Raw genomic sequence first — 19111 nt, 5'->3', positions numbered from 1 at the left:
TATTGAAAGGACTTCGTCATGACCCGCGACCTGAGGACGGCTCGAACCGGGGCGGTTCTCACATTCGTGCTCGCCGGACTGCTCTGTGGATCGATGACCGTCCGCATCCCGGCGCTCTCCGACAAACTCGGCCTGTCCGAGGCGTCGGTGGGTGCCATCCTGCTCGTCTGGGGCCTGGGGGCGCTCGTCACCATGCAGTCCATGCGCGTGGTGATGGCGCGCGTCGGCAGCCGGAGCGTCCTGCGGGTCGCGGCCCCCCTCACCGCGGTCACCCTGGTCCTGCTCGCCCTGGCGCCGTCGTTCCCGCTGGCCCTGGCCGCGAGCGCCCTGTTCGGCATGGCGTTCGGCGCGGTGGACGTCGCGATGAACGCGCAGGGATCGGTGGTCGAGCGCGCCTACGGGCGCCCGCTGATGAACGGCATGCACGCGGGCTGGTGCGCCGGGGCGATCTCCGCGGGCCTGCTGGGCGCCGCGGCCATCGCGGCGGGACTCCCGGTCACGGTCCACCTGGCCCTGGTCGCCCTGCTCGCGCTCCCGGCGACGGCCTTCGCCGGCCGTACCTGCCTGCCCGACCCGGCCCTCTCCCCCGGCCGCGGCGCCGCACGGGCCTCCGGCAGGCGGATGCCGCCGGTGGTCTACCTGCTCGGCGTGATCGCCTTCTGCGCGTTCATGGTGGAGGGAACGGTCGCCGATTGGAACGGTCTATACCTGCGCGACGTGCTCGGCGCCACCGAGGCGGCCGCCGCGCTGGGCTACCCGATCTTCGAGGCGGGCATGCTGGCCGGGCGGCTGGCCGGTGACCGCGTCCGGGCCCGGTTCGGCGCCCGCGGCATGATGGTCGCCTCCGGCCTGGCCACCGCCGCCACCTTCGGCGTGGTCCTCACCGCCCCGACGGCGCTCGTCGCGCTCTCGGCCATGCTCTTCGTGGGCGTGGCGGTGGCGACGGTCTCGCCGATGGCGATGTCGCTGGCGGGCGGCGCGACCACCGACCCCGGACCGGCCATCGCCCAGACCGGTGCCATGGGGTACGCGGGGCTGCTGCTGGGGCCGGTGCTCATCGGCCTTCTGGCCGACGTGGCCACGCTCAGGGCGGGCCTCGGCATCGCCGTGGTGCTCGGAGTCCTGATCGCCGCGCTCGCCTGGTTCCTGCCCCGCTTCCGCGCGACGGCCCTGCCCGCTCCGGCGCGGACCGCCCCGCGCGAGCTGTCCATGGCGGCCTGAGAGAACACCCCGGCGGCCCGGAAGGCACCGGCCGGAAGGCACCGGCCGGAGGTGCACCCTCCGGAAGGGCCGCCTACCGGAGGGACCTGCCGGAGGGGCCGCACATGCCGGCCGCACATGCCGGAGGGCCGGACGGTCCGCACCGTCCGGCCCTCCGGGTGAGGCCGATCACTTGCGCTTGCCGACCTCCTGGGTCAGCTGCGGGACGATCTGGTGCAGGTCGCCCACGACCCCGAAGTCGGCGAGCTCGAAGATCGGCGCCTCCGGGTCCTTGTTGATCGCGAGGATCGTCTTGGCGGTCTGCATGCCGGCCCGGTGCTGGATGGCCCCGGAGATGCCCGCCGCGATGTAGAGCTGCGGCGAGACGGTCTTGCCGGTCTGCCCGACCTGGAACTGGTGCGGGTACCAGCCGGCGTCGGTCGCGGCACGGGAGGCGCCGACGGCCGCGCCGAGCGAGTCGGCGAGCTCCTCGATGATCGAGAAGTTCTCCGCCGAGCCCACGCCCCGGCCGCCGGAGACCACGATCGCGGCCTCGGTGAGCTCCGGACGCGCGCCCTTGTCCTCCTTGACCCGCTCCACGATCCTGGCGCTCTTGGCGGCGTCGGAGACGGTGAAGGAGACCTGCTCCTCGGTCCCCGCGCCGGTGGAGACCTCGACCGGCGTCGCGTTGGGACGCACCGCGATGATCGGGATGCCCTTGGTCACCCGGGAGCGGACGTTGACGCCGCCGCCGAAGATGGACTGGTCGGCGACCAGGCCCTCCTCGATGCCCACCACGTCGGTGAGCACGCCGGAGTCGGTCTTGATGGCGAGGCGCCCGGCGATCTCCTTGGCCTCGGCCGTGGCGGCGACGAGCACCGCGACCGGGGACTTCTCGGTCACCAGGTGGGCCAGCAGCTCCGCCTTGGGGGCGACGACGTAGTCGGCGACCTCCGCGGAGTCGGCCAGGTAGATCTTCTCCGCGCCGTACTCGGCCAGCCTGGCCTGGGCCTGCGGGGAGTAGCCCGCCCCGGTCCAGACCGCCGACGGGGTGCCCAGCCTGCGGGCGAGCGTCAGCAGCTCGAGGGTGACCTTCTTCACCTGGCCTTCGACATGCTCGACCAGAACGAGAACCTCAGACATTTCCAGCTACCCCCGCTCTCAGACGAACTTCTTCGACGCGAGGAAGTCGGCGGCCTTCACGCCACCGTCACCCTCGTCCTTGACCACGGTGCCGGCCGCGCGCGCCGGGGCGGCCTCGAAGTCGGCGACCTCGCTCCAGGAGTTGACCAGGCCCACCTGGGAGGCGTCGATCTCGGCGTCGGCGACGCCGAGCTTCTCGACCGGCTTCTTCTTGGCGGCCATGATGCCCTTGAAGGACGGGTAGCGCGGCTCGTTGATCTTCTCCACGACGGAGATCACGGCGGGCAGCGAGGCCTCGACCCGGTCGTAGCCGTAGTCGGTGACGCGGTGGATGGAGATGGCGCTCCCGTCGACCTCCACCTGGTTGGCGAAGGTGAGCTGCGGCACGCCAAGGCGCTCGGCCAGCATGGCGGCGAGGACGCCGGTGCGGGCGTCGGTGGACTCCGAGCCGAGCACGACCAGATCGAAACCGATCTTCTTGAGGGTCTGTGCCAGGGCGTGGGAGGTGCCCAGCGTGTCCGAGCCGTGCAGCGCGTCGTCCACCAGGTGGACGGCCTTGTCGGCGCCCATGGCCAGGGCCTTGCGGATGGTGTCGCTCGCCTTGTCGGGACCCATGGTGAGGACGGTCACCTCACCACCGTGGGCCTCCTTCAGGCGCAGCGCCTCCTCGACCGCGTACTCGCACAGCTCGTTGATGACGCCGTCGGCGGCGTCGCGGTCGAGCGTCTTGTCATCGGACTTCAGCTTGCGCTCGGTCGCCGTGTCGGGGACCTGCTTCACGCAGACGACGATGTTCATGGCCGGTGGCCGACCTCCCGTGTTCGCGTACGCCACCGCGTCGCTGCGGTTGACGCCGGCTCGGTACGTGCACGCGGGGCACGTGCACGCGGTGCCAAGACTGCCACGTGCCCGGAGGCGGTGTGGCAGCGGGTGACCCGGTCGGGACATGCCCCGTCCCGGCCTCCCGAGATTATGTTACCCATCGGTAGCTTAGGCGCAAACCGCCAGGTTGCACGGCTCGCCCCGGACCGCCGGAACCTCCCCCGGCGGCCACCTCCCTACCATACCGAACTATGTTCCGGTGGTGGCGCGTGCCCCCGGGTGTCGCCGGCGGGCTCAACCGGCGATCAGGATCGCGACCAGCACGAAGACCACGGTCCCCAGCGCGAGCGCCAGCGTGAGGGTGCTGAAGAACGTGCCGAGGACCGCCCAGAGCGCGACGGTCCCGGCCGCCGCGGCCAGGTCCACGGCCAGGCGCCCGCGGTCCCGCCGGGCGAACAGGGCGATCCCGGCGTCGGCGAGCAGCACCGAGCCGTACCCGGTCAGCAACAGCAGCGACACCTCGGGCAGCGGGTCGGAGGCGGTGGCCGCCGCCAGCGAGACGAGCAGGCCGGTGCCCACCACCCAGCGGCGGTGCAGGACGGCCCTGCGGCGCTCGGCGGCCTGTTCGGGCGAGGGCCTCCCCGCGGGCGGACGGCGGCCCGGCCGCCACTCGCGGGTGACCAGGCCGTGCACCGCGGCCTCGCCCGCGCCCCGGGACCACCGCCCGCGCGGCTCCGCGACCACCGGCCGCGGGGGCGGGGCGACGCCGAGCCGGGCCAGGAGCGCGTCCGCGGGCGGCCGGGCGGCCGGATCGCGCAGCAGGCACTCCCGCAACAGCGGCTCCAGCCACCCGGGGACGCCCTCCAGGTCCGGCGGACGGTGGACGACCCGGTAGCCGATCGCCGACGCCGGGCCCGTCCCGTAGGGGTGCCGCCCGGTGGACGCGTACGCCAGCGTCGCGCCGAAGGCGAAGACGTCGGCCTCGGCGCCGGACCCGGTGCCCTCCAGCACCTCGGGCGCCAGGTAGCCGGGCGTGCCGAGCACGGCCCCCGAGGCGGTGACCGAGGGCGAGTCGAGCGCGCAGGCGATCCCGAAGTCGATGACCACCGGCTCGCCGTCGGCCAGGATCACGTTGGCGGGCTTGAGGTCGCGGTGCACCACCCCGGCCGCGTGCACCGCGGCCAGCGCCTCGGCCAGGCCACGGGCCAGCCTCGTCAGGTCGTCACCGCCGACCGGCCCGTCCGCGGCGATCACCGCGCTGAGCGGCCGGCCCTGCACGTAACGGGTGACCAGGTACGGTCGGGCCCCGGTCAGCGAGGCGTCCAGGACCTCGGCGACGTACGGGCCCTGGACCAGCCGCATCGTCTCCACCTCGCGGGCGAGCCTGGTCAGGGCCGTCTCGTCGGCCGCCACGTGCGGATGCAGGATCTTGACCGCCACCGTGCGCCCGCCGGGGTCCAGCGCGAGGTGGACCTCACCGAACCCTCCGGCGCCGAGCTTCGACAACAGGCGGTACGGACCGAGCTTCTCACCGTCCGGCGCGACCATGCGACTCCTTCGGCTCGTCCCCTCCATCGTGCCGCAGGAAGGCCGATCCCGCACCGGGTGCGGGCCGCGAACGTCCGCGCCGGACGTGGATCGGGCACCGGGCGGACGCGCGGGCCGGGACCGCCCGGACCCCGGAACGGGCACGCCGGGCGGACGTGCCCTGCGGGGACGACCGCGGGTACCGGACACGGCCCGGGTGCCGGGGACGACGCGCCCGCCGAGGCGCGCCGCCCCGGGCGGGCCGTCACTTCCAGAACGTCAGGAACCCCAGGCCGAGGCTCTTCATCAGGTCGTCCACCAGCCCGGTGACGAGGTCGAACGCGCCCATCGCGCCCTCGTTCGCCGACCGCCGCCACTGGTCGGTGAGGTCCTTGACGGCGTCGGTCGGGTTCTGCCACGGCTCGAAGGACGGGACCACGCTCAGCGCGGCCATCACCGCGAAGAACGCCAGCGTGCCCAGGACGATCGTGGTCACCATGCCCGCGCCGGGGCTGCGGATGACCGCGCTCAGCGTGCGGGCGACGGCCTTCCTGGGCTTGCCGCCGCCGGGCAGCAGGAACAGCCCGGCCACGAAGGCACCGGCCGCGTAGGCGGCGGCGAAGTTCCTGTTCATGTCGCCGGCGTAGACCAGGAACCCCCACACGCACATGCCGAGCATGATCGACACTCCGGCGGTGATCGCCGTCGCGAACGCCGACCTGATCAGCGCCCACGGCGTGCCGACCAGCGCGAGCAGGGGGTCTCCGGCGCTGTTGCCCCGGATGGAGCGGCGCTGGGCCAGGTCGGCGAAGAGGTACTCGCCCACCCGCAGGCAGAGCGCCGCGGCCACGGCGAACACGCCCACCACCACCGGCAGCACGCAGGCCAGCGCCACGAGGATCGTCAGCAGCAGCATCCCGGCCAGTGGGTGGGCCGCGCGGTAGCGCTCCCGGGGCGGGGTGCGGGGCGCGGGCTGCGCGCGGCCCGAGGGCTGCGTCGGGACGTGCGGCCGTGACCGCTCCGGCGGCGGGTACGGCCTCGCCTGGCCGCTCGGCGGCGGGGCCGGGTACCCGGCCACCCGCTGGTCGGGGTAGGGCGGCGGGGCCGCCGCCCTGGCCTGCGCCGAGGGCGGGGCCGGGACGTACGGCGGGGGCCGCGAGGGATCGGCGGCCGGTGTGTACGGCGAGGGCGCCACCGAGCCGGACGCCTGCCCGCGCTCCTGCCGGGGCCGGCGCTCACGCCGCTCCGGCTCGGCGTACCTCACCGGCGGGAGCAGGTCGGAGTAGCCCGAGGCGTCCTGCGGCAGCGCCCGGGTGCCGTTGACGGGCGGGGGCGGGGCCTGGCCGTCCAGGACCTTGGTGCCGTCGGCGTCGAGGACCCTGGTCCCGCCGCCGTCCAGGACCGAGGTGGGCGGGGTCTCCTGGAACGCCGTCACCGCCGGGTCCAGGTCGCGGGCCAGCCGCAGCAGCTCGACGGCGGCCGGCCGGGCCGCCGGGTCGACGGCCAGCGCCCGCCTGAGCCAGCCCCGCAGCCACGCCGGGGCCAGGTCGATGTTGGCCCGGCCCTCCATGATGTTGAAGCAGACGACCTCGAAGCTGCCGGTGCCGAACGGCGGCTTGCCGGTCGCGCCGAAGAAGACCGTCGAGGCCAGCGCGTGCACGTCGGCGGCCTGGGTGATCTCCGAGTCCCGGATGATCTCCGGGGCGAGGTAGCCGGGCGTGCCGACGAACATGCCGGTCTGGGTCAGCCGGGTGGCGTTCACCAGGTGCGCGATGCCGAAGTCGATGACCAGCGGGTCACCGTTGACGATCATCACGTTGGACGGCTTGAAGTCGCGGTGGATGACGTCGGCGGCGTGGATGGCCACCAGGGCCGCGCACATGCCCCGCGCCAGCCGGATGACCTGGTCGTCGGGGAGCGGGCCGTCCTGCAGGACGGTCTCCTCCAGCGTGCGGCCCGGGGCGAACCGGGTCACGATGTAGGGCTGCCTGGCCGTCAGCTCGGCGTCGAGCACCTCGGCGACGTGCGGGCTGCGCACCCGCCGCATGGTCTCCACCTCGCGGGTGAGCCGGTCGCGGGCCTTGAGGTCGGCGGCCACGTGGGGGTGCAGGACCTTGACGGCCACCTCGCGCCCGTCCTCGTCGAGACCGAGGTGGACGACGCCCATGCCGCCCTCGCCGATCTTCCTCAGCAGCCGGTACGGCCCCAGTCTCTCGGGCGCCCGCGTGTCCCCCGTCATCACGCCGCCTTCTCTCGTAGGTCGTCCAGTTCGTGTACCACCCATGTGACGTCGACCGGCGCCCACACCGCCTTCCGTGCTCCACCGCCCACCGTGCCGCTCGCCACGAAGAGCACCGCCACCGTCACCGCGGCCAGCACCGCGGCGGCGACCATGGCCGCGCCGCGCGACGGCAGCAGTGATGCCAGCGTACGTCGCATCTGGCGGCCGGGGCCTTCCACGCCGGGTCCGGCGCAGACGGTCCAGAGCGCCACGGCGGCGCCCCAGCTCAGCGCGTTGGTGGTGGGCATCCGCCCGACCAGCACGGTGAGCAGGAGCGTCACCGGCAGTCCGAGGATCAGCGCGTACGGCACGAGGGCGACGGTGATGCCGATCGACTTCGCCAGCTCGGCCGGCCGGCCGAGCACCCGCAGGACGTCGGTCGCCGCCGCCGCCGCGGCCCTGCGCCCGTTGAACACCGGCTGGGCGATGTCGGCGGCGCGCAGCAGGATCACCGCCGGGATCACCACCGCCGCGACGAGCACCGGGGCGAGGACCGCCGCGACCGTCATGACGGCCAGCATCAGCAGGCTCGCCACCCCGTACGCCTTGGAACGCTGCAACGCGTTCCCCGGCCGCTGTCCGGGATGCAGCGGCGTGGGCGCCGGGGACTGCGTGACGGGCTGGTGCTGGTAGGGATGCTGGGGGTGCTGGGGGTACTGCTGCGGCTGGGGGTGCGGGTAGGGGTAGGGCGGCGGCACGGCGGGACGCGGCCGGTGCGGGGTCTGCTGCTCGAACGGCTGGGGGTGCAGGTAGGGAGGCGGACCGGCCTCGGGCGCCGCCCCGCCGGCCTGCGTGCCCGCCTGTGTGCCGGAACGGTCCCCCGGCCGGTCCCGCGGGCCCGGCGCCCCCTGCGGGTCGCCGTGGCGGCGGATGTAGTCCTGCAGGTCCTGCGGCCGGACGCGCTGGGTGGGGATGTCCCCGTCGGGGACGGGCGTCGTGGCCGCCGGGCCGCCTGCCGGCGTTTCGGGCGCCGCGCCCGGGGTGCGGGTGGGGACGTCCTCGGGGGCGAGCATGCCGGTGGGCAGGTCGTGGGAGGAGCGCTGTGCCTCGGCGGCCTGGCGCAGCTCCTCCGGCGTCACCCGGCGGGTGGGCCACGGGTCGGCCTGGTCCTGCCCGAGCAGCGAGACGTACTCGTGGGGCTGGGCCGCCGGGGTCGGCGGGGGCACGACGGGGTGCGGGACGGACAGCCGGGAGGCCACCGGGGTCGGCACGTCGCCCGGGTCGCCGTCCGCCTCGCCCCGGCCACCGGCCCCCGGGGTCCCCGCGCCGGGCCACGCGCCCGACGTGCCGGGAACGCCGGACGGCACACCGGGCACACCCGGGACACCCTGACCGCCGGGCGGGCCGGGGACGCCGAACACGCCGGAGCCGCGGACCTGGTCGTCGAACGCCGCGACCGTGCTGATCTCGTCGGGCACGGGGTGCCTGCCGGTGGACGGCAGCAGGCGCGCCACCTGCGCGGCCAGCTCGGCGGCCGGGGGCCGCCTGGACGGGTCGCGCTGGAGCGCGGCGCGCAGCACCGGCTGGAGCGGCTGCGGGACGGCGTCGACGTTCGCCTTGCCCGCGGTGATGTTGTAGAAGATCATCTCCAGCGTGCCCTTGCCGAAGGGCGGCTGGCCGGTGGCGGCGAAGACCAGGGTGCCCGCCCACGCGTGCACGTCGACCTCGGGACCGGCCTCGTGCCCCTCGATGATCTCGGGGGCGAGGTAGCCGGGGGTGCCGATGAACATGCCGGTCTGGGTGAGGCGGGTGGCGTCGACCGCCTGCGCGATGCCGAAGTCGATGAGGACCGGATCGCCGTCCAGGATCAGCACGTTGCCGGGCTTGAGATCGCGGTGGATCACCCCGACCGAGTGGACCGCGGCCAGCGCCGAGGCCACGCCGTGCGCGACCCGCAGCAGCGCGGGCAGCTCCATCGGCCCGTCCTGCTTGATCACCTCGTCCAGCGGGCGGCCGGGGACGTAGCGCGTCACGATGTAGGGACGGTGACCGGTCACGTCGGCGTCGAGGACCTCGGCGATGTACTCGCTGCGCACGCGGCGCATGGTCTCGACCTCGCGCGAGAGGCGGCGGCGGGCGACGTCGTCACCGGCCACCTCGGCGCGCAGAACCTTGACGGCCACCTGACGGCCCTGCGGATCCACCGCGAGGTGCACCACGCCCATACCGCCCTCGCCGAGCCGCCTCAGCAGTCGGTAAGGACCCAATCGGTCGTCCTGATTCATGGCATGAAGCACCATATCGGCTTAGACCCCGCCCACGAGATGAACCATCGGGCCACATTCTCCGACTGAACAACGTCCATGGAACCCCGACGGTTTCCCGATTCCTTCTCTCACTTAATCTCATTTTCGCTTCGGTTCGCCAGGCCGAGAACCCGTGCGGTTCCCAGTCCGGCCAGCAGCGAACCGGGCACGGCCAGCTTGGAGCGGCGGACACCGCTGCCGATCACCACCGCCGGGTGGGCCGCCACCGCCTCGTCGACCAGCACCGGCCAGCCGGCGGGCAGCCCGAGCGGGGTGATCCCGCCGTACTCCATCCCGGTCAGCGTGACCGCGTCGTCCATCGGCGCGAACGAGATCTTCCGCGCGTCCAGGTGGCGCCGGACCACGCCGTTGACGTCCGCCCTCGTGGTCGCCAGGACCAGGCACGCCGCGTAGCGGGTCTCCCCGGCCCGCCTGGCGGCCACGATCACGCAGTTGGCCGACTCGCCCGGGTCCACGCCGTAGCGCTCGCAGAAGGCCGCGGTGTCGGCCAGTTCCGGGTCGATCTCGGCGACGGTGACGTCCCCTGCACCGTCTCGTCCCGCCAGCTCCGCGACCGCCCGCGCCACCGGCTCGGCCAGCAGGTCCGGCCGCTTCCCGGCACTCGTCCAGTCCAACGTCCCGATCGCCATCGCCGTCGGCCCCCTCACTCCTCCGTACCGGGAGCCCCTCCCGTACCGACGGGCTCCGCACCGAAGACCTTACGGCGGCGGAGCGCGTGACGCGGGCCGCGGACGGCGCGGGCGGCGCGGGCGGCGCTGACGGCGCTGACGGCGCGGAGGACCTCCGGGTCGCGGGTACGGCGACCGGTCAGGAGGTCGCCCGCAGCACCCTGTGGTGCAGCTCGGTGACCGTCCTGCGCGCGGACTCCATCGCGCCCGCCTGCCAGGCGATCAGGTGGGTGAGCCAGTCACCGGCGAAGTGGACCCGGCCGGCCGGTTGCTGCAGCAGGGTGAAGGCGCCCGTGTAGGAGGGCCACCGCACCCAGCCACCCTCCACGTGCGGCCTGCGCCGCCAGGCGATCGAGACGCTGGAGCGCAGCTCGGCGCGGTACTTCTCGCCGTGGATCTTCTTGCCCTGGGTGAGCGCGCGGGCGCGGCGGGCCTCGTGCGTGAGCCCGGCGTACCGGTCGGCGTTCTCCTCGGTGTTGTAGTAGCCGACGACCAGGCCGCCGCGCGAGTGGTAGCCGTGCGAGGGATACCAGATGTGGGTGATGTCCAGGTCGGTCTCGGTGACGCCGCCGTAGATGCGGTCGTCCGTCTCCCACCAGCGCCTGCCGTACTCCAGGCCGATCTTGCCCGCGGAGACCGGGACGGGGGTGCGGAGCGCGGCCGTGACCGGGGCGCCGAGGTTGTGCGGCAGCCGGGCCAGCAGGTGGGGCGGCAGGGTCGCGATGCAGTAGTCGGCGCGGACGACGCCGCCGGGGTGGGTGACCTCCACCCCGGTGGGCAGGTTCCTGATGCCGGTGACCGGCGTGCCCGTCCTGATCCGGTCGCGCCCGACCGCGTCGGCGAGCGCGATGACGATGCCGTCCATGCCGCCCACCGGCTGGAACATCGGCGTGGCCTGGTCGTAGCCGAAGTCCATGGTGACGGCCCTGCCGGTGCCCGCGGCGAGCACCTGGCGCAGCGAGGGCGCCGCCCCCAGCGGCACACCCTCGCCCACCCCGGGCCAGGTCTCGAAGCCCCGGCGGGTGGAGCCCCGGTAGGACAGGTCGGGGCCGAGGTCGCCGAAGCGCCGCAGGAACTCCGCGAGCCGCTCGCGGTCGTCCGCGGTGAGGCGGCGGTTCAGCGCGCCCGCGTCGCTCGCCTTGGCCAGCAGCTCGGCGACGTGGCCGTACAGGTCCGCGCGGGCCGCGCGGGCCCGCACCGGGGCGGTCATGCCGCGCGTGTAGACGTACGCCGACGCGTTGTTGTTGACGAACGTCTCGATGGGGACGCCCAGCTCGCGGCAGTAGTCCATGGTGACCATCCACGGCGCGATCCGCCCGGCCCCGGCGTTGAAGTAGACGCCCTCGCCGAACCCGGCCGTCTGCGTCGCGCCGCCCAGCTCGTCCAGCCGGTCGCCCGCGCGCAGCGTGAGGTTCCTGCCGCCCACCCGGTCGGACGCCTCCAGGACCGTGCAGTCGTACCCGGCCTTGCCCAGCTCGTACGCGCAGGTCAGTCCGGCGACACCGGCGCCGAGGACGACCACGCTGGCCGCCGCCCTGCCGCCCAGGGTGAAGTCGGAGGGCTGCGGGGGCGTGTAGTTCCGGTCCTGGGAGTCCGGGGCCAGGCCCAGGGCGCCCATGGCCGCGAACATGGCCCCGGCGCCCCCGGCCGCGCCCACGCCGACCAGCAGCGCCCTGCGCGTCAGGCCACCGGCGGACCCGCCCGGGGCGCGTTCCGGCGCGGAACCGGAGGGAGCGGGCGCGGGGGACGCGGTCGCGGAGGGAGCGGGGGGAGCGGGGGGGACGGGAGGGGAGTCGCCGGTCTCGTCACTCATCGGCGGTCGTCAGGGGCATCGGGCACCGTCGTGGTCGTGGTCGGGTACGGGGATCCGTCCGGTGGAGGACGTTCGGGGTGGAGGTTCGGGGTGGACGTCCGGGGGGAGGGCTGGGGGTGGAGGGCCGGAGACGTCTAGGAAGAGGGGAATCACGAGAAAGGCCGCAAAGGGGGTGGTCGAAGCGTAGAGGCCGGGGGCACCGGGGAGGGCATCGCGGGATCAGCCGTACACGCCGCTGCGGCAGGCGACCTGGCCGCCGATCATGGCGAAGACACCCATCAGGGACATGATCTGCGAGAAGTCGTCGGTGGTGAACTCGGTGTGCCGGGGGCCCGCGGCCGTCACGCCGGGCACCAGCGCGCACCCGGCGGCGATCGCGGTGGAGTTCCACTCGATGCCGAGGGTGAACGGAGGCTCGGGCGCGTAAGGGCGGAAGTCGGCCACCCGGCCCAGCGCGCGGGCGGTGGCCTCGCGGATGCGCGCCTGGGCGACGGCGGGCGGCAGCAGCTCGGCGGCGAACCGGTCGACGCCCCGCTTGACCGCGACGGTCTCCACGTCGCCGAGCAGCTCCCTGACCTCCTCGCAGGCCGCCTCGTCCCCGGTCAGCAGGGCCACCGGCACGCCGAGCGACCCCGCGAAGGAGGCGACCAGGCGGATCTCGCCGCACACCTCGCCGTTGAGGTGGACGTTGTGGATCTCCCTGCCCATCCAGGTGTGGTTGAGGACGCCGTGCCGGACGCCGGCCCGCGCGTGGTAGCCGGCGAAGCAGGCCGCCCGGTGGCTCGCGTCGAGCCCCTCGCCCATCCGCAGCGGCTTGCCCGGCCCCCGCAGCAGGGTCGCCCGCTCGTCGAGCAGGTCGATCCTGAGGTTCTTGGTCGACCCGTGGGCGTCGTTGACCCGCACGGCGGTGGCGCCCCCGTCGAACGCCCCGGCCACGACCGCGTTGGCGTCCGCGGTCATCAGCTCGCAGCCGCGCTCGTAGCCGCGCCCTCCGGCGTGCATCTCCTCGGGGTCGGTCAGCCCGCTGACGCCCTCCATGTCGACCGAGACGTAGACCTTCACGCCACCCCCCACGTCTCGACGCGCCGCGCCTCGTCCTCGCTCATGAGACCGATCTCCCCCGTCATGAAGTCGCGAACCCGGCCGCGCCACGGCTCGGGGATCTCCTCGATCGCGGGCGGGTAGCAGCGCTCCAGCCAGGCGGTGGAGGACTCGGTCGCGCCCAGGTACCGCGCCGCCGCGCCGAAGACCGTGTCCTCGACCCCGGGCACCCGGGCGCAGCCGTACTCGATCATCTCCTGGCCCCCGTACGGCGGCGGCTCCTGCCACCTGCGGGCGACCGGGCGGCCCGCGGTGATCGTGGTGCGCAGCGGGCGGCGCTCGACGGCGGCCTGGATGAGCTCCTTGTACAGGCACTTGCCGCAGGTCCCGCAGGGGCCGCCGACGCCGCGCAGGCACCAGCGGACCTGGCCGCGCAGCTCGGAGTTCAGGGCCAGGCGCATCGTGACGGCCTCGCTCACCCCGCCCACCGGGAGCACCAGGTGCACCCCGGCCGCGGCGAACGCCCGTCCCCAGGCTCCGTGCGGGGCCCACATGGGGTTGTCGGGGGTGTAGCGCAGCAGGTAGCGGTCGCCTCCCAGCCAGCGCGACCCCAGCTCGTAGCCGAACGCCAGGCCGCCCAGGTCGAGCTCGTCGGCCATCAGCAGCGCGCCCGCGGCGACCGCGTGGTGCTCGGGGTAGCCGGGCCGCGGCTCGGCGAGCGTGAACTCCAGGTCGGAGCGGACCACGGTGAGCTCGCGACCGGTCGCGGCGGCCAGCTCGGCGAGCACGTCGGAGCGGTAGTGGGTCCAGCGGTTGGGCACCCGCGGGTGGGAGACCCGCTGGAAGTGCACGAACGGCGCGTCCGGCAGCATCGCGGCCACCGCGACCGAGTCCGCGCCGCCGCTGTAGGAGATCGCCAGCCTGCCGCCGGACCGCGCGCCCGTACCCGTCGGACCGGCCTCGACCCCCCAGCCGTCGCCGATCGCCCCGGCGAGGCCGTCGGAGATAGGCCGGTCGAAGACGATCCTGCGCCGGGTCCACGGGGCCGCCACGGTCCACGCGGCGAGGGCGAGCAGGTCGGGGTGGATCTCGCGCGGGGCCCGCGGGATCTCGATCCGGAAGGAGTTCGTGGCCAGCCTCAGCGGCTGGCCGTCGGCGCACCGGCCGGTGACGTCGTCCTCGGCGTCCAGCCGGAAGGCCATCCGCCAGGTGTCGCCGTCGGCCGTCCAGGTCACCCTCATCCGGTGCTCCCGGCACTCCCGGTGGCCCGGGTGCCTCCGCCGCTTCCGGCGCTTCCGGCGGCCCGCCGGTCCCGTTCCGGCTCCGGGGCGGGTCCCGTCTCCGGGATCCGGGCCGGTTCCGGGGTCCGTGCCGGATCCGGGGCACGTCCCGTTTCCGGGGTCCGTGCCGGTTCCGGGGTCCGGTCCGGCTCGGCGGTGACGCGGTCCACGGCCTGCCAGAGCAGCACCTCGTTCCTGAGGACCTCCTCCAGCGCGACCGCGGTCTCCTGGGCCAGCCGGTGGGCGTCGTCCCAGCGCCCGGCCCGCGCCGGGTCCGGCCGGACCCGGGCCACCTGCGCGCGCAGGTCGGCGACCTCCGCGCGCAGCGAGGTGACCTCCCTGGCCAGCGTCCGGACCTCCCAGAGCGCGTCCTTGACGTCCTGCCGGTGATCGGCCCTGGAGATGTACCGGGCGTCGAACCATCCGAGGACCGCCCGTCGCAGCCGGGCGGGCACCAGCGCGCGCTTCACCAACCGCACCATGCTGGCACGATACCGGCAATGCCGGATCTATCCGGCCAATCTCGCGAGGCTCACGGCCCTCGGCGACCCGGCGACGCTCTCGATGCCCGGCGGCCTCCACCGATGCCCGGCGGTGCCCGCCCTGCGCCCGCCCGGGGCCCGTGGGCGCCGCCGGTGCTCCCACCCGGCGCCCACCACACCCCTGGCCGTCCTCCCGGCGCCCTTCGGCGCCCTCCGGCGTTCTCGGCGCCTCTCGGCTCTGTCAGCGGCCGGTGAACTCCGCCTTCGTCTTCTCGGAGAAGGCCCGCATCCCGGCCTTGGCGTCCTCGGTGGCGAACAGGCCGGAGAACTGCAGGCGCTCGATCTCCAGGCCGGTGTCGAGGTCGGTCTCCAGGCCGTGGTCGACCGCCTGCTTGGCGGCGCGCAGCGCCAGGGCCGGGCCGCCGGCGAACCGGCCCGCGTAGGCGAGCGCCTCGGCGTACACCTCCTCGTCGGGGACGACCCGGTCCACCAGGCCGAGGGCCAGGGCCTCGGCGGCGGGCACGTGGCGGCCGGTGAAGATGAGGTCCTTGGCCCGGGAGGGGCCGATCAGCCGGGGCAGCCGCTGGGTGCCGCCCGCGCCGGGGATGATGCCGAGCAGGATCTCAGGCTGGCCCAGTCTGGCCGACTCGCCGGCGATCCTGACGTCCGCGCACAGCGCCAGCTCGCAGCCGCCGCCCAGGGCGTAGCCGTTCACCGCGGCGACCACGGGCTTGCCGATCCGCGCCACCGCGGTGAAGCAGTCCTGCAGGGCCCGCGAGTGGGACGCCATGTCGGCGTACGACATGCCGGCCATCTCCTTGACGTCCACCCCGGCCGCGAAGACCGGCCCTCCGTAGAGGACCACGGCCTGCACGCCCGCGTCGGTGTCCACCTGCCGGGCGCACTCGGCCAGCTCCCGCTGGACCTGCAGGTTGAGCGCGTTCATCTTCGGCCGGTCGAGCCTGATCGTCGCGACCCCGCCGTCCGTCTCCACCCGCACGAACTCACCCATGAACGTCCCTTCGCCGAACCCGCCTCACGCGGCCGGCCCGCGGCCGGCCGCGGGTGTCCCACCGTGTCGTGGTCCACCGTGCCGTGATCCAACATAGGGCGCGGGCTCAGTTGACGGGCAGGGCCAGGTCCCTGCTCTCCCCGGCCCTTCTGGGCAGCCCGGCGATCGTCCTGCGGTAGATCGCCTCGTAGCCGCGGGTCATCGCCTCCACGCTGAAGAAGCGTTCCACCCGCGAGCGGCAGGCGCGCGGGTCGAGCGTGCCCGCCGCCTCGATCGCGGCGGGAAGCCCGGCGGGGTCGCTCCGGACGAAGCCGGTGACCCCGTCCACGATCACCTCGGGCACGGCTCCCCTGCCCAGGGCGACCACGGGCGTGCCGCAGGCCATGGCCTCGATCATGACCATGCCGAACGGCTCCTCCCACAGGACGGGGAAGATCAGGCACCTGGCCGCCGCCATCAGCTCGCGCTTGCGGGCGGTGCCGGCCTCCCCGAGGTACTCGGCGTCGGGACCGAGCCTGGGGCCGACCTCGGCGTCGAAGTAGGCGTGCTCGCTCCTCTCGACGAGCTTGCCGGCGAGCAGGATGCGCCGTCCGGCCGCGCGGGCCGCGTCGATGGCCAGGTGCGCGCCCTTGTCCCGGCTGAGCCTGCCCAGCCAGAGCACCCAGTCCTCCTTGCACTCCCGGTAGGGGAAGGCCCCGGCCTCGACGGCGTTGTGCACGACCCCCACCCAGTTCAGGTCGGGGGCGATGCGCCGCTGCGCCTCGGAGATGGCGACCATCGAGGCCGTGGCGCCGAGCACCCGGTAGTAGTCGCCGAACTCGCCCTCGACCTCCCCGTGGCAGGTGACCACGGTCGGGACGGACCTGGCGGGCGCGTACAGCGGCCCGGCCAGGGAGTGGTCGTGGACGACGTCCACCGCCAGCCCCGCGCTCATCGCGTGGGCCCTGGCCGCGTGCAGCACCTCGGGCAGCGACTCGCCGATCCGCTCGGAGGGCGCCCGCCCGTAGGTGGCCAGGAAGCGCGCGGGCGTGCCCGCGCGGCCCGCCCCGATCAGCGTGACGTCGTGCCCGCGCCGGGTCAGCCCGGTGGCGAGACCGGCCACCATCGTCTCGATGCCCCCGTAGCCGCGGGGCGGCACGTCGTACCAGGGCGGCGCGACCAGCAGGACGCGCATGCAGCCGGACCGGTCCGGGATGTCTGTGGAAGAGAGCATGGCCACCTCACCTGCAAGGGCACGGAAGGACACGAAAGGACGGACAGGACACGGGAACAGCGGGGACGCGCGGGGACGCGCGCGTCAGTGGACCGGCCACATCGCCCTGGCCGGCGGGCCGCGCGGCTCCTCGATCAGGGTGATCCCCTCGGGCAGGCCGCGGACGGACGCGCCGGTGGCGCCCACCTCGATCGTGACGTCGGAGCCCGCGAGCGAGAGCCCCTCGATCCGCAGGCCCTCCAGGTCGGCCGGGCAGAGCCGCAGGTGCCCGCCGGATATCGAGGGGTCGAACCGCAGCATGCTGCGCAGGAGCTGGATCGGGGCCGCGGCGGCCCAGGCCTGCGGTGAGCACGAGGACGGGTAGGGCACGGGCCAGGTGAACTCGGCCCGGTCGAACCCGCAGAACAGCTCGGGCAGCCGCCAGCCGAACGCCTCGGCCGCGTCCAGCAGGCCGTAGGTGATGCGGCCGGCCTCCCGCTCGAAGCCGTAGCGCATCAGGCCCGCCGCGATCAGGGCGTTGTCGTGCGGCCAGACCGAGCCGTTGTGGTAGCTCATCGGGTTGTAGGCCCCCATGTCGCCCGCCAGGGTGCGCACCCCGTACCCGGTGAACATCCGGGGTGAGAGCAGCTGCTCGGCCACCCGGCCGGCGTGGTCCTCGTCCACGATGCCGGTCCACAGGCAGTGGCCCATGTTCGAGGCGAGGCTGTCGACGGCGCGCCCGGCGCCGTCCAGCGCGACCGCGTAGTGCCCCCGGTCCGGCAGCCAGAAGCGCTCGTTGAAGGCGTCCCTGATCCGGCCCGCGCGGGAGGTCCACTGCGCCTCCAGGGCGACCTGCCCGGCCTTGGCGGCGAAGTGGGCGCGCGCGAGGTAGGCGGCGTAGACGTAGCCCTGGACCTCGGCCAGCGCGATGGGGGCGCGGGCCAGGGTGCCGTCGGCGAAGCTGACGCCGTCGAAGGAGTCCTTCCATCCCTGGTTGGCCAGCCCGTGGTCGGTCTTGCGGCGGTAGGACAGGAAGGGGTCGGCCGACCTGCGGATCCAGTCGAGGGCGTCGTCGGCGTAGGGCAGGAGCTCCTGCACGGCCTCGTCGTGCACGCCCCAGCGGCCCAGCTCGCCCAGGACCATCACGAACAGCGGGGTGGAGTCCACCGAGCCGTAGTAGGCGCGGCCCGCGTACGGCGAGGCGCCGCCCTGCCTGCCGAAGCGGAGCTCGTGCAGGATCTTGCCCGGCTCCTCCTCGGTCAGCGGGTCGCTGACGGTGCCCTGCAGCCTGGCCAGGCGGCGCAGCGTGCCCAGCGCGAGCGACTGGTCCATCAGGAGCGCCATCCACGAGGTGAGCAGCGAGTCGCGGCCGAACAGGGTCATGAACCACGGCGCGCCCGCGGCGATCGTGGGGGGATCGTCGGGCCGGTCCGGCTCGAAGAGCCGCAGCGCCCCCAGATCCTCCCTGGAACGTTCCAGGACGGCGGACAGGAACCGGTCCGGGGTGGTGATCACCGGGCTGCGGCGCTCCCAGTCGACGCGGCGCCTGACCGGTTCGGCGTGCTCCAGCGGGTGGTGGGCGGGGAAGCGGCCGGGCGACTCCTCACCCTCCAGGATCGGGTTGACCTGCAGTCCGGCCGTCCACTCGCCGCGCGCGGGCACCAGGACGCGGAAGACGAGCAGGCCGGGCCCGGCGAACGGCGCGGGGTCGGCCACCACCCTGGTGCCCCGCCCGCGGCAGGCCGAGACGATCAGCAGCCCGGACCGGTCGGCGGTCGTCTCCACGTCGCTCACGTGCCGGACCCGTCCGGCCTTCACCTCGAACAGGTCGGCCACGTCGGAGCCGACGTGCAGGGCGACCACGCACCCGGCCGGCTCGTCGGAGAGGTTGCGCAGGGTCAGGTCCTCGCGCAGGCCGCCGCCGACGTAGCGGTCCCTGATCACCAGCAGGGTGCTCTCGGCCCGCCCCGGGCGCGGTCCGGCCCGGCCGACGAACGTCGCGTGGTACGGCTCGCCCGAGACCACCCGCAGGCCCTCCACGGGCAGCTCGTCCACCCGCAGCTCCCAGCGCGACAGCAGCCGGGTGTCGGCGTGGTAGACGCCCTGGGACCCGCCCTGCAGGATGTCGCCGTTACGGGCGCACACGCAGAAGGAACCCCCCTCGACCAGGGTGACCGTGGTGTCGCCCAGCGCGGCCGGCTGTCCCTCGGACGTCCATGCGCTCACTAGCCCGCCCCCAACAAGAGGGATATGTCCGTCATATTGGGATTCCCTAGTAAAGAGCTAAAGAACAATGCAAAAGACATTATTAGCGCCTTTTGCCCTTTAAAAGACGTTTTTCGTTTCGGGCCCGGCCCCTCCCCGTACTCCCCCTCCCGACAAA

At 74.2% G+C, this 19111-nt stretch carries 14 protein-coding genes; 1 reads left to right on the top strand and 13 read right to left on the bottom strand.

Translation table 11 applies throughout. From position 1 onward, the window contains the following. Positions 1-18: 18 nt before the first annotated feature. Complete coding sequence (locus tag ACZ6RT_RS07210) at positions 19-1221, top strand: MFS transporter (protein ID WP_399186526.1); 1203 nt, start codon at positions 19-21, stop codon at positions 1219-1221. A 168-nt stretch (positions 1222-1389) separates the two neighbouring features. Here the strand turns inward: ACZ6RT_RS07210 and ACZ6RT_RS07205 are convergent, their stop codons facing one another. The 13 genes from ACZ6RT_RS07205 to ACZ6RT_RS07145 form a co-directional block, all read right to left on the bottom strand. Next, on the bottom strand, positions 1390-2343 hold the full coding sequence (locus tag ACZ6RT_RS07205) for an electron transfer flavoprotein subunit alpha/FixB family protein (RefSeq protein ID WP_470152539.1): 954 nt from the start codon (positions 2341-2343) through the stop codon (positions 1390-1392). Positions 2344-2361: 18 nt separating this feature from the next. Further along, complete coding sequence (locus ACZ6RT_RS07200) at positions 2362-3141, bottom strand: electron transfer flavoprotein subunit beta/FixA family protein (RefSeq protein ID WP_344893996.1); 780 nt, start codon at positions 3139-3141, stop codon at positions 2362-2364. 318 nt (positions 3142-3459) lie between these two features. Continuing rightward, positions 3460-4713 carry a serine/threonine-protein kinase gene (locus ACZ6RT_RS07195; RefSeq protein ID WP_399186528.1) on the bottom strand — a complete coding sequence of 418 codons (1254 nt, stop codon included), beginning with the start codon at positions 4711-4713 and terminating at the stop codon, positions 3460-3462. Positions 4714-4957: 244 nt separating this feature from the next. Next, the gene (locus tag ACZ6RT_RS07190) at positions 4958-6931 is read right to left on the bottom strand and encodes a serine/threonine-protein kinase (protein ID WP_399186529.1); all 1974 of its coding nucleotides are present in this window, start codon (positions 6929-6931) and stop codon (positions 4958-4960) included. Further along, positions 6931-9180, bottom strand: coding sequence for a serine/threonine-protein kinase (locus ACZ6RT_RS07185; protein ID WP_470152538.1), 2250 nt, complete (start codon positions 9178-9180; stop codon positions 6931-6933). Before ACZ6RT_RS07185 ends, ACZ6RT_RS07190 begins: the two co-directional genes overlap by 1 nt. 128 nt (positions 9181-9308) lie before the next feature. Then, a complete protein-coding gene (locus tag ACZ6RT_RS07180) occupies positions 9309-9869 on the bottom strand; it encodes a YbaK/EbsC family protein (protein WP_399186675.1) in 561 nt (186 codons plus the stop codon). A 178-nt stretch (positions 9870-10047) separates the two neighbouring features. Beyond that, positions 10048-11721, bottom strand: a complete 1674-nt coding sequence (locus ACZ6RT_RS07175; RefSeq protein ID WP_470152537.1) for a flavin monoamine oxidase family protein — start codon at positions 11719-11721, stop codon at positions 10048-10050. Positions 11722-11940: 219 nt separating this feature from the next. Beyond that, the gene (locus ACZ6RT_RS07170) at positions 11941-12783 is read right to left on the bottom strand and encodes a M55 family metallopeptidase (RefSeq protein ID WP_470152536.1); all 843 of its coding nucleotides are present in this window, start codon (positions 12781-12783) and stop codon (positions 11941-11943) included. Next, positions 12780-14003 (bottom strand): DUF6395 domain-containing protein, encoded by a 1224-nt coding sequence (locus ACZ6RT_RS07165; RefSeq protein ID WP_470152535.1) that lies wholly within the window; start codon positions 14001-14003, stop codon positions 12780-12782. Before ACZ6RT_RS07165 ends, ACZ6RT_RS07170 begins: the two co-directional genes overlap by 4 nt. Beyond that, positions 14000-14524, bottom strand: coding sequence for a hypothetical protein (locus ACZ6RT_RS07160; RefSeq protein WP_470152534.1), 525 nt, complete (start codon positions 14522-14524; stop codon positions 14000-14002). Before ACZ6RT_RS07160 ends, ACZ6RT_RS07165 begins: the two co-directional genes overlap by 4 nt. A gap of 241 nt (positions 14525-14765) precedes the next feature. Beyond that, on the bottom strand, positions 14766-15536 hold the full coding sequence (locus tag ACZ6RT_RS07155) for an enoyl-CoA hydratase/isomerase family protein (RefSeq protein ID WP_470152533.1): 771 nt from the start codon (positions 15534-15536) through the stop codon (positions 14766-14768). 106 nt (positions 15537-15642) lie between these two features. Beyond that, positions 15643-16749 carry a glycosyltransferase family 4 protein gene (locus tag ACZ6RT_RS07150; protein WP_470152532.1) on the bottom strand — a complete coding sequence of 369 codons (1107 nt, stop codon included), beginning with the start codon at positions 16747-16749 and terminating at the stop codon, positions 15643-15645. A gap of 84 nt (positions 16750-16833) precedes the next feature. Beyond that, the gene (locus ACZ6RT_RS07145; protein WP_470152531.1) at positions 16834-18954 is read right to left on the bottom strand and encodes an amylo-alpha-1,6-glucosidase; all 2121 of its coding nucleotides are present in this window, start codon (positions 18952-18954) and stop codon (positions 16834-16836) included. Between the last annotated feature and the right edge of the window lie 157 nt (positions 18955-19111).

The sequence above is a fragment of the Streptosporangium sp. NPDC050148 genome, from assembly GCF_055586505.1.
The sequence above is the reverse complement of the archived record's forward strand: the minus strand, read 5'-3'. Positions and strand labels throughout refer to the sequence as shown.

Bases quoted from the DNA above. Each gene is read 5' to 3' on its own strand.
- ACZ6RT_RS07210 (WP_399186526.1), top strand. From the start codon at position 19: ATGACCCGCGACCTGAGGACGGCTCGAACCGGGGCGGTTCTCACATTC.
- ACZ6RT_RS07205 (WP_470152539.1), bottom strand. From the start codon at position 2,343: ATGTCTGAGGTTCTCGTTCTGGTCGAGCATGTCGAAGGCCAGGTGAAG.
- ACZ6RT_RS07200 (WP_344893996.1), bottom strand. From the start codon at position 3,141: ATGAACATCGTCGTCTGCGTGAAGCAGGTCCCCGACACGGCGACCGAG.
- ACZ6RT_RS07195 (WP_399186528.1), bottom strand. From the start codon at position 4,713: ATGGTCGCGCCGGACGGTGAGAAGCTCGGTCCGTACCGCCTGTTGTCG.
- ACZ6RT_RS07190 (WP_399186529.1), bottom strand. From the start codon at position 6,931: ATGACGGGGGACACGCGGGCGCCCGAGAGACTGGGGCCGTACCGGCTG.
- ACZ6RT_RS07180 (WP_399186675.1), bottom strand. From the start codon at position 9,869: ATGGCGATCGGGACGTTGGACTGGACGAGTGCCGGGAAGCGGCCGGAC.
- ACZ6RT_RS07175 (WP_470152537.1), bottom strand. From the start codon at position 11,721: ATGAGTGACGAGACCGGCGACTCCCCTCCCGTCCCCCCCGCTCCCCCC.
- ACZ6RT_RS07165 (WP_470152535.1), bottom strand. From the start codon at position 14,003: ATGAGGGTGACCTGGACGGCCGACGGCGACACCTGGCGGATGGCCTTC.
- ACZ6RT_RS07160 (WP_470152534.1), bottom strand. From the start codon at position 14,524: ATGGTGCGGTTGGTGAAGCGCGCGCTGGTGCCCGCCCGGCTGCGACGG.
- ACZ6RT_RS07155 (WP_470152533.1), bottom strand. From the start codon at position 15,536: ATGGGTGAGTTCGTGCGGGTGGAGACGGACGGCGGGGTCGCGACGATC.
- ACZ6RT_RS07150 (WP_470152532.1), bottom strand. From the start codon at position 16,749: ATGCTCTCTTCCACAGACATCCCGGACCGGTCCGGCTGCATGCGCGTC.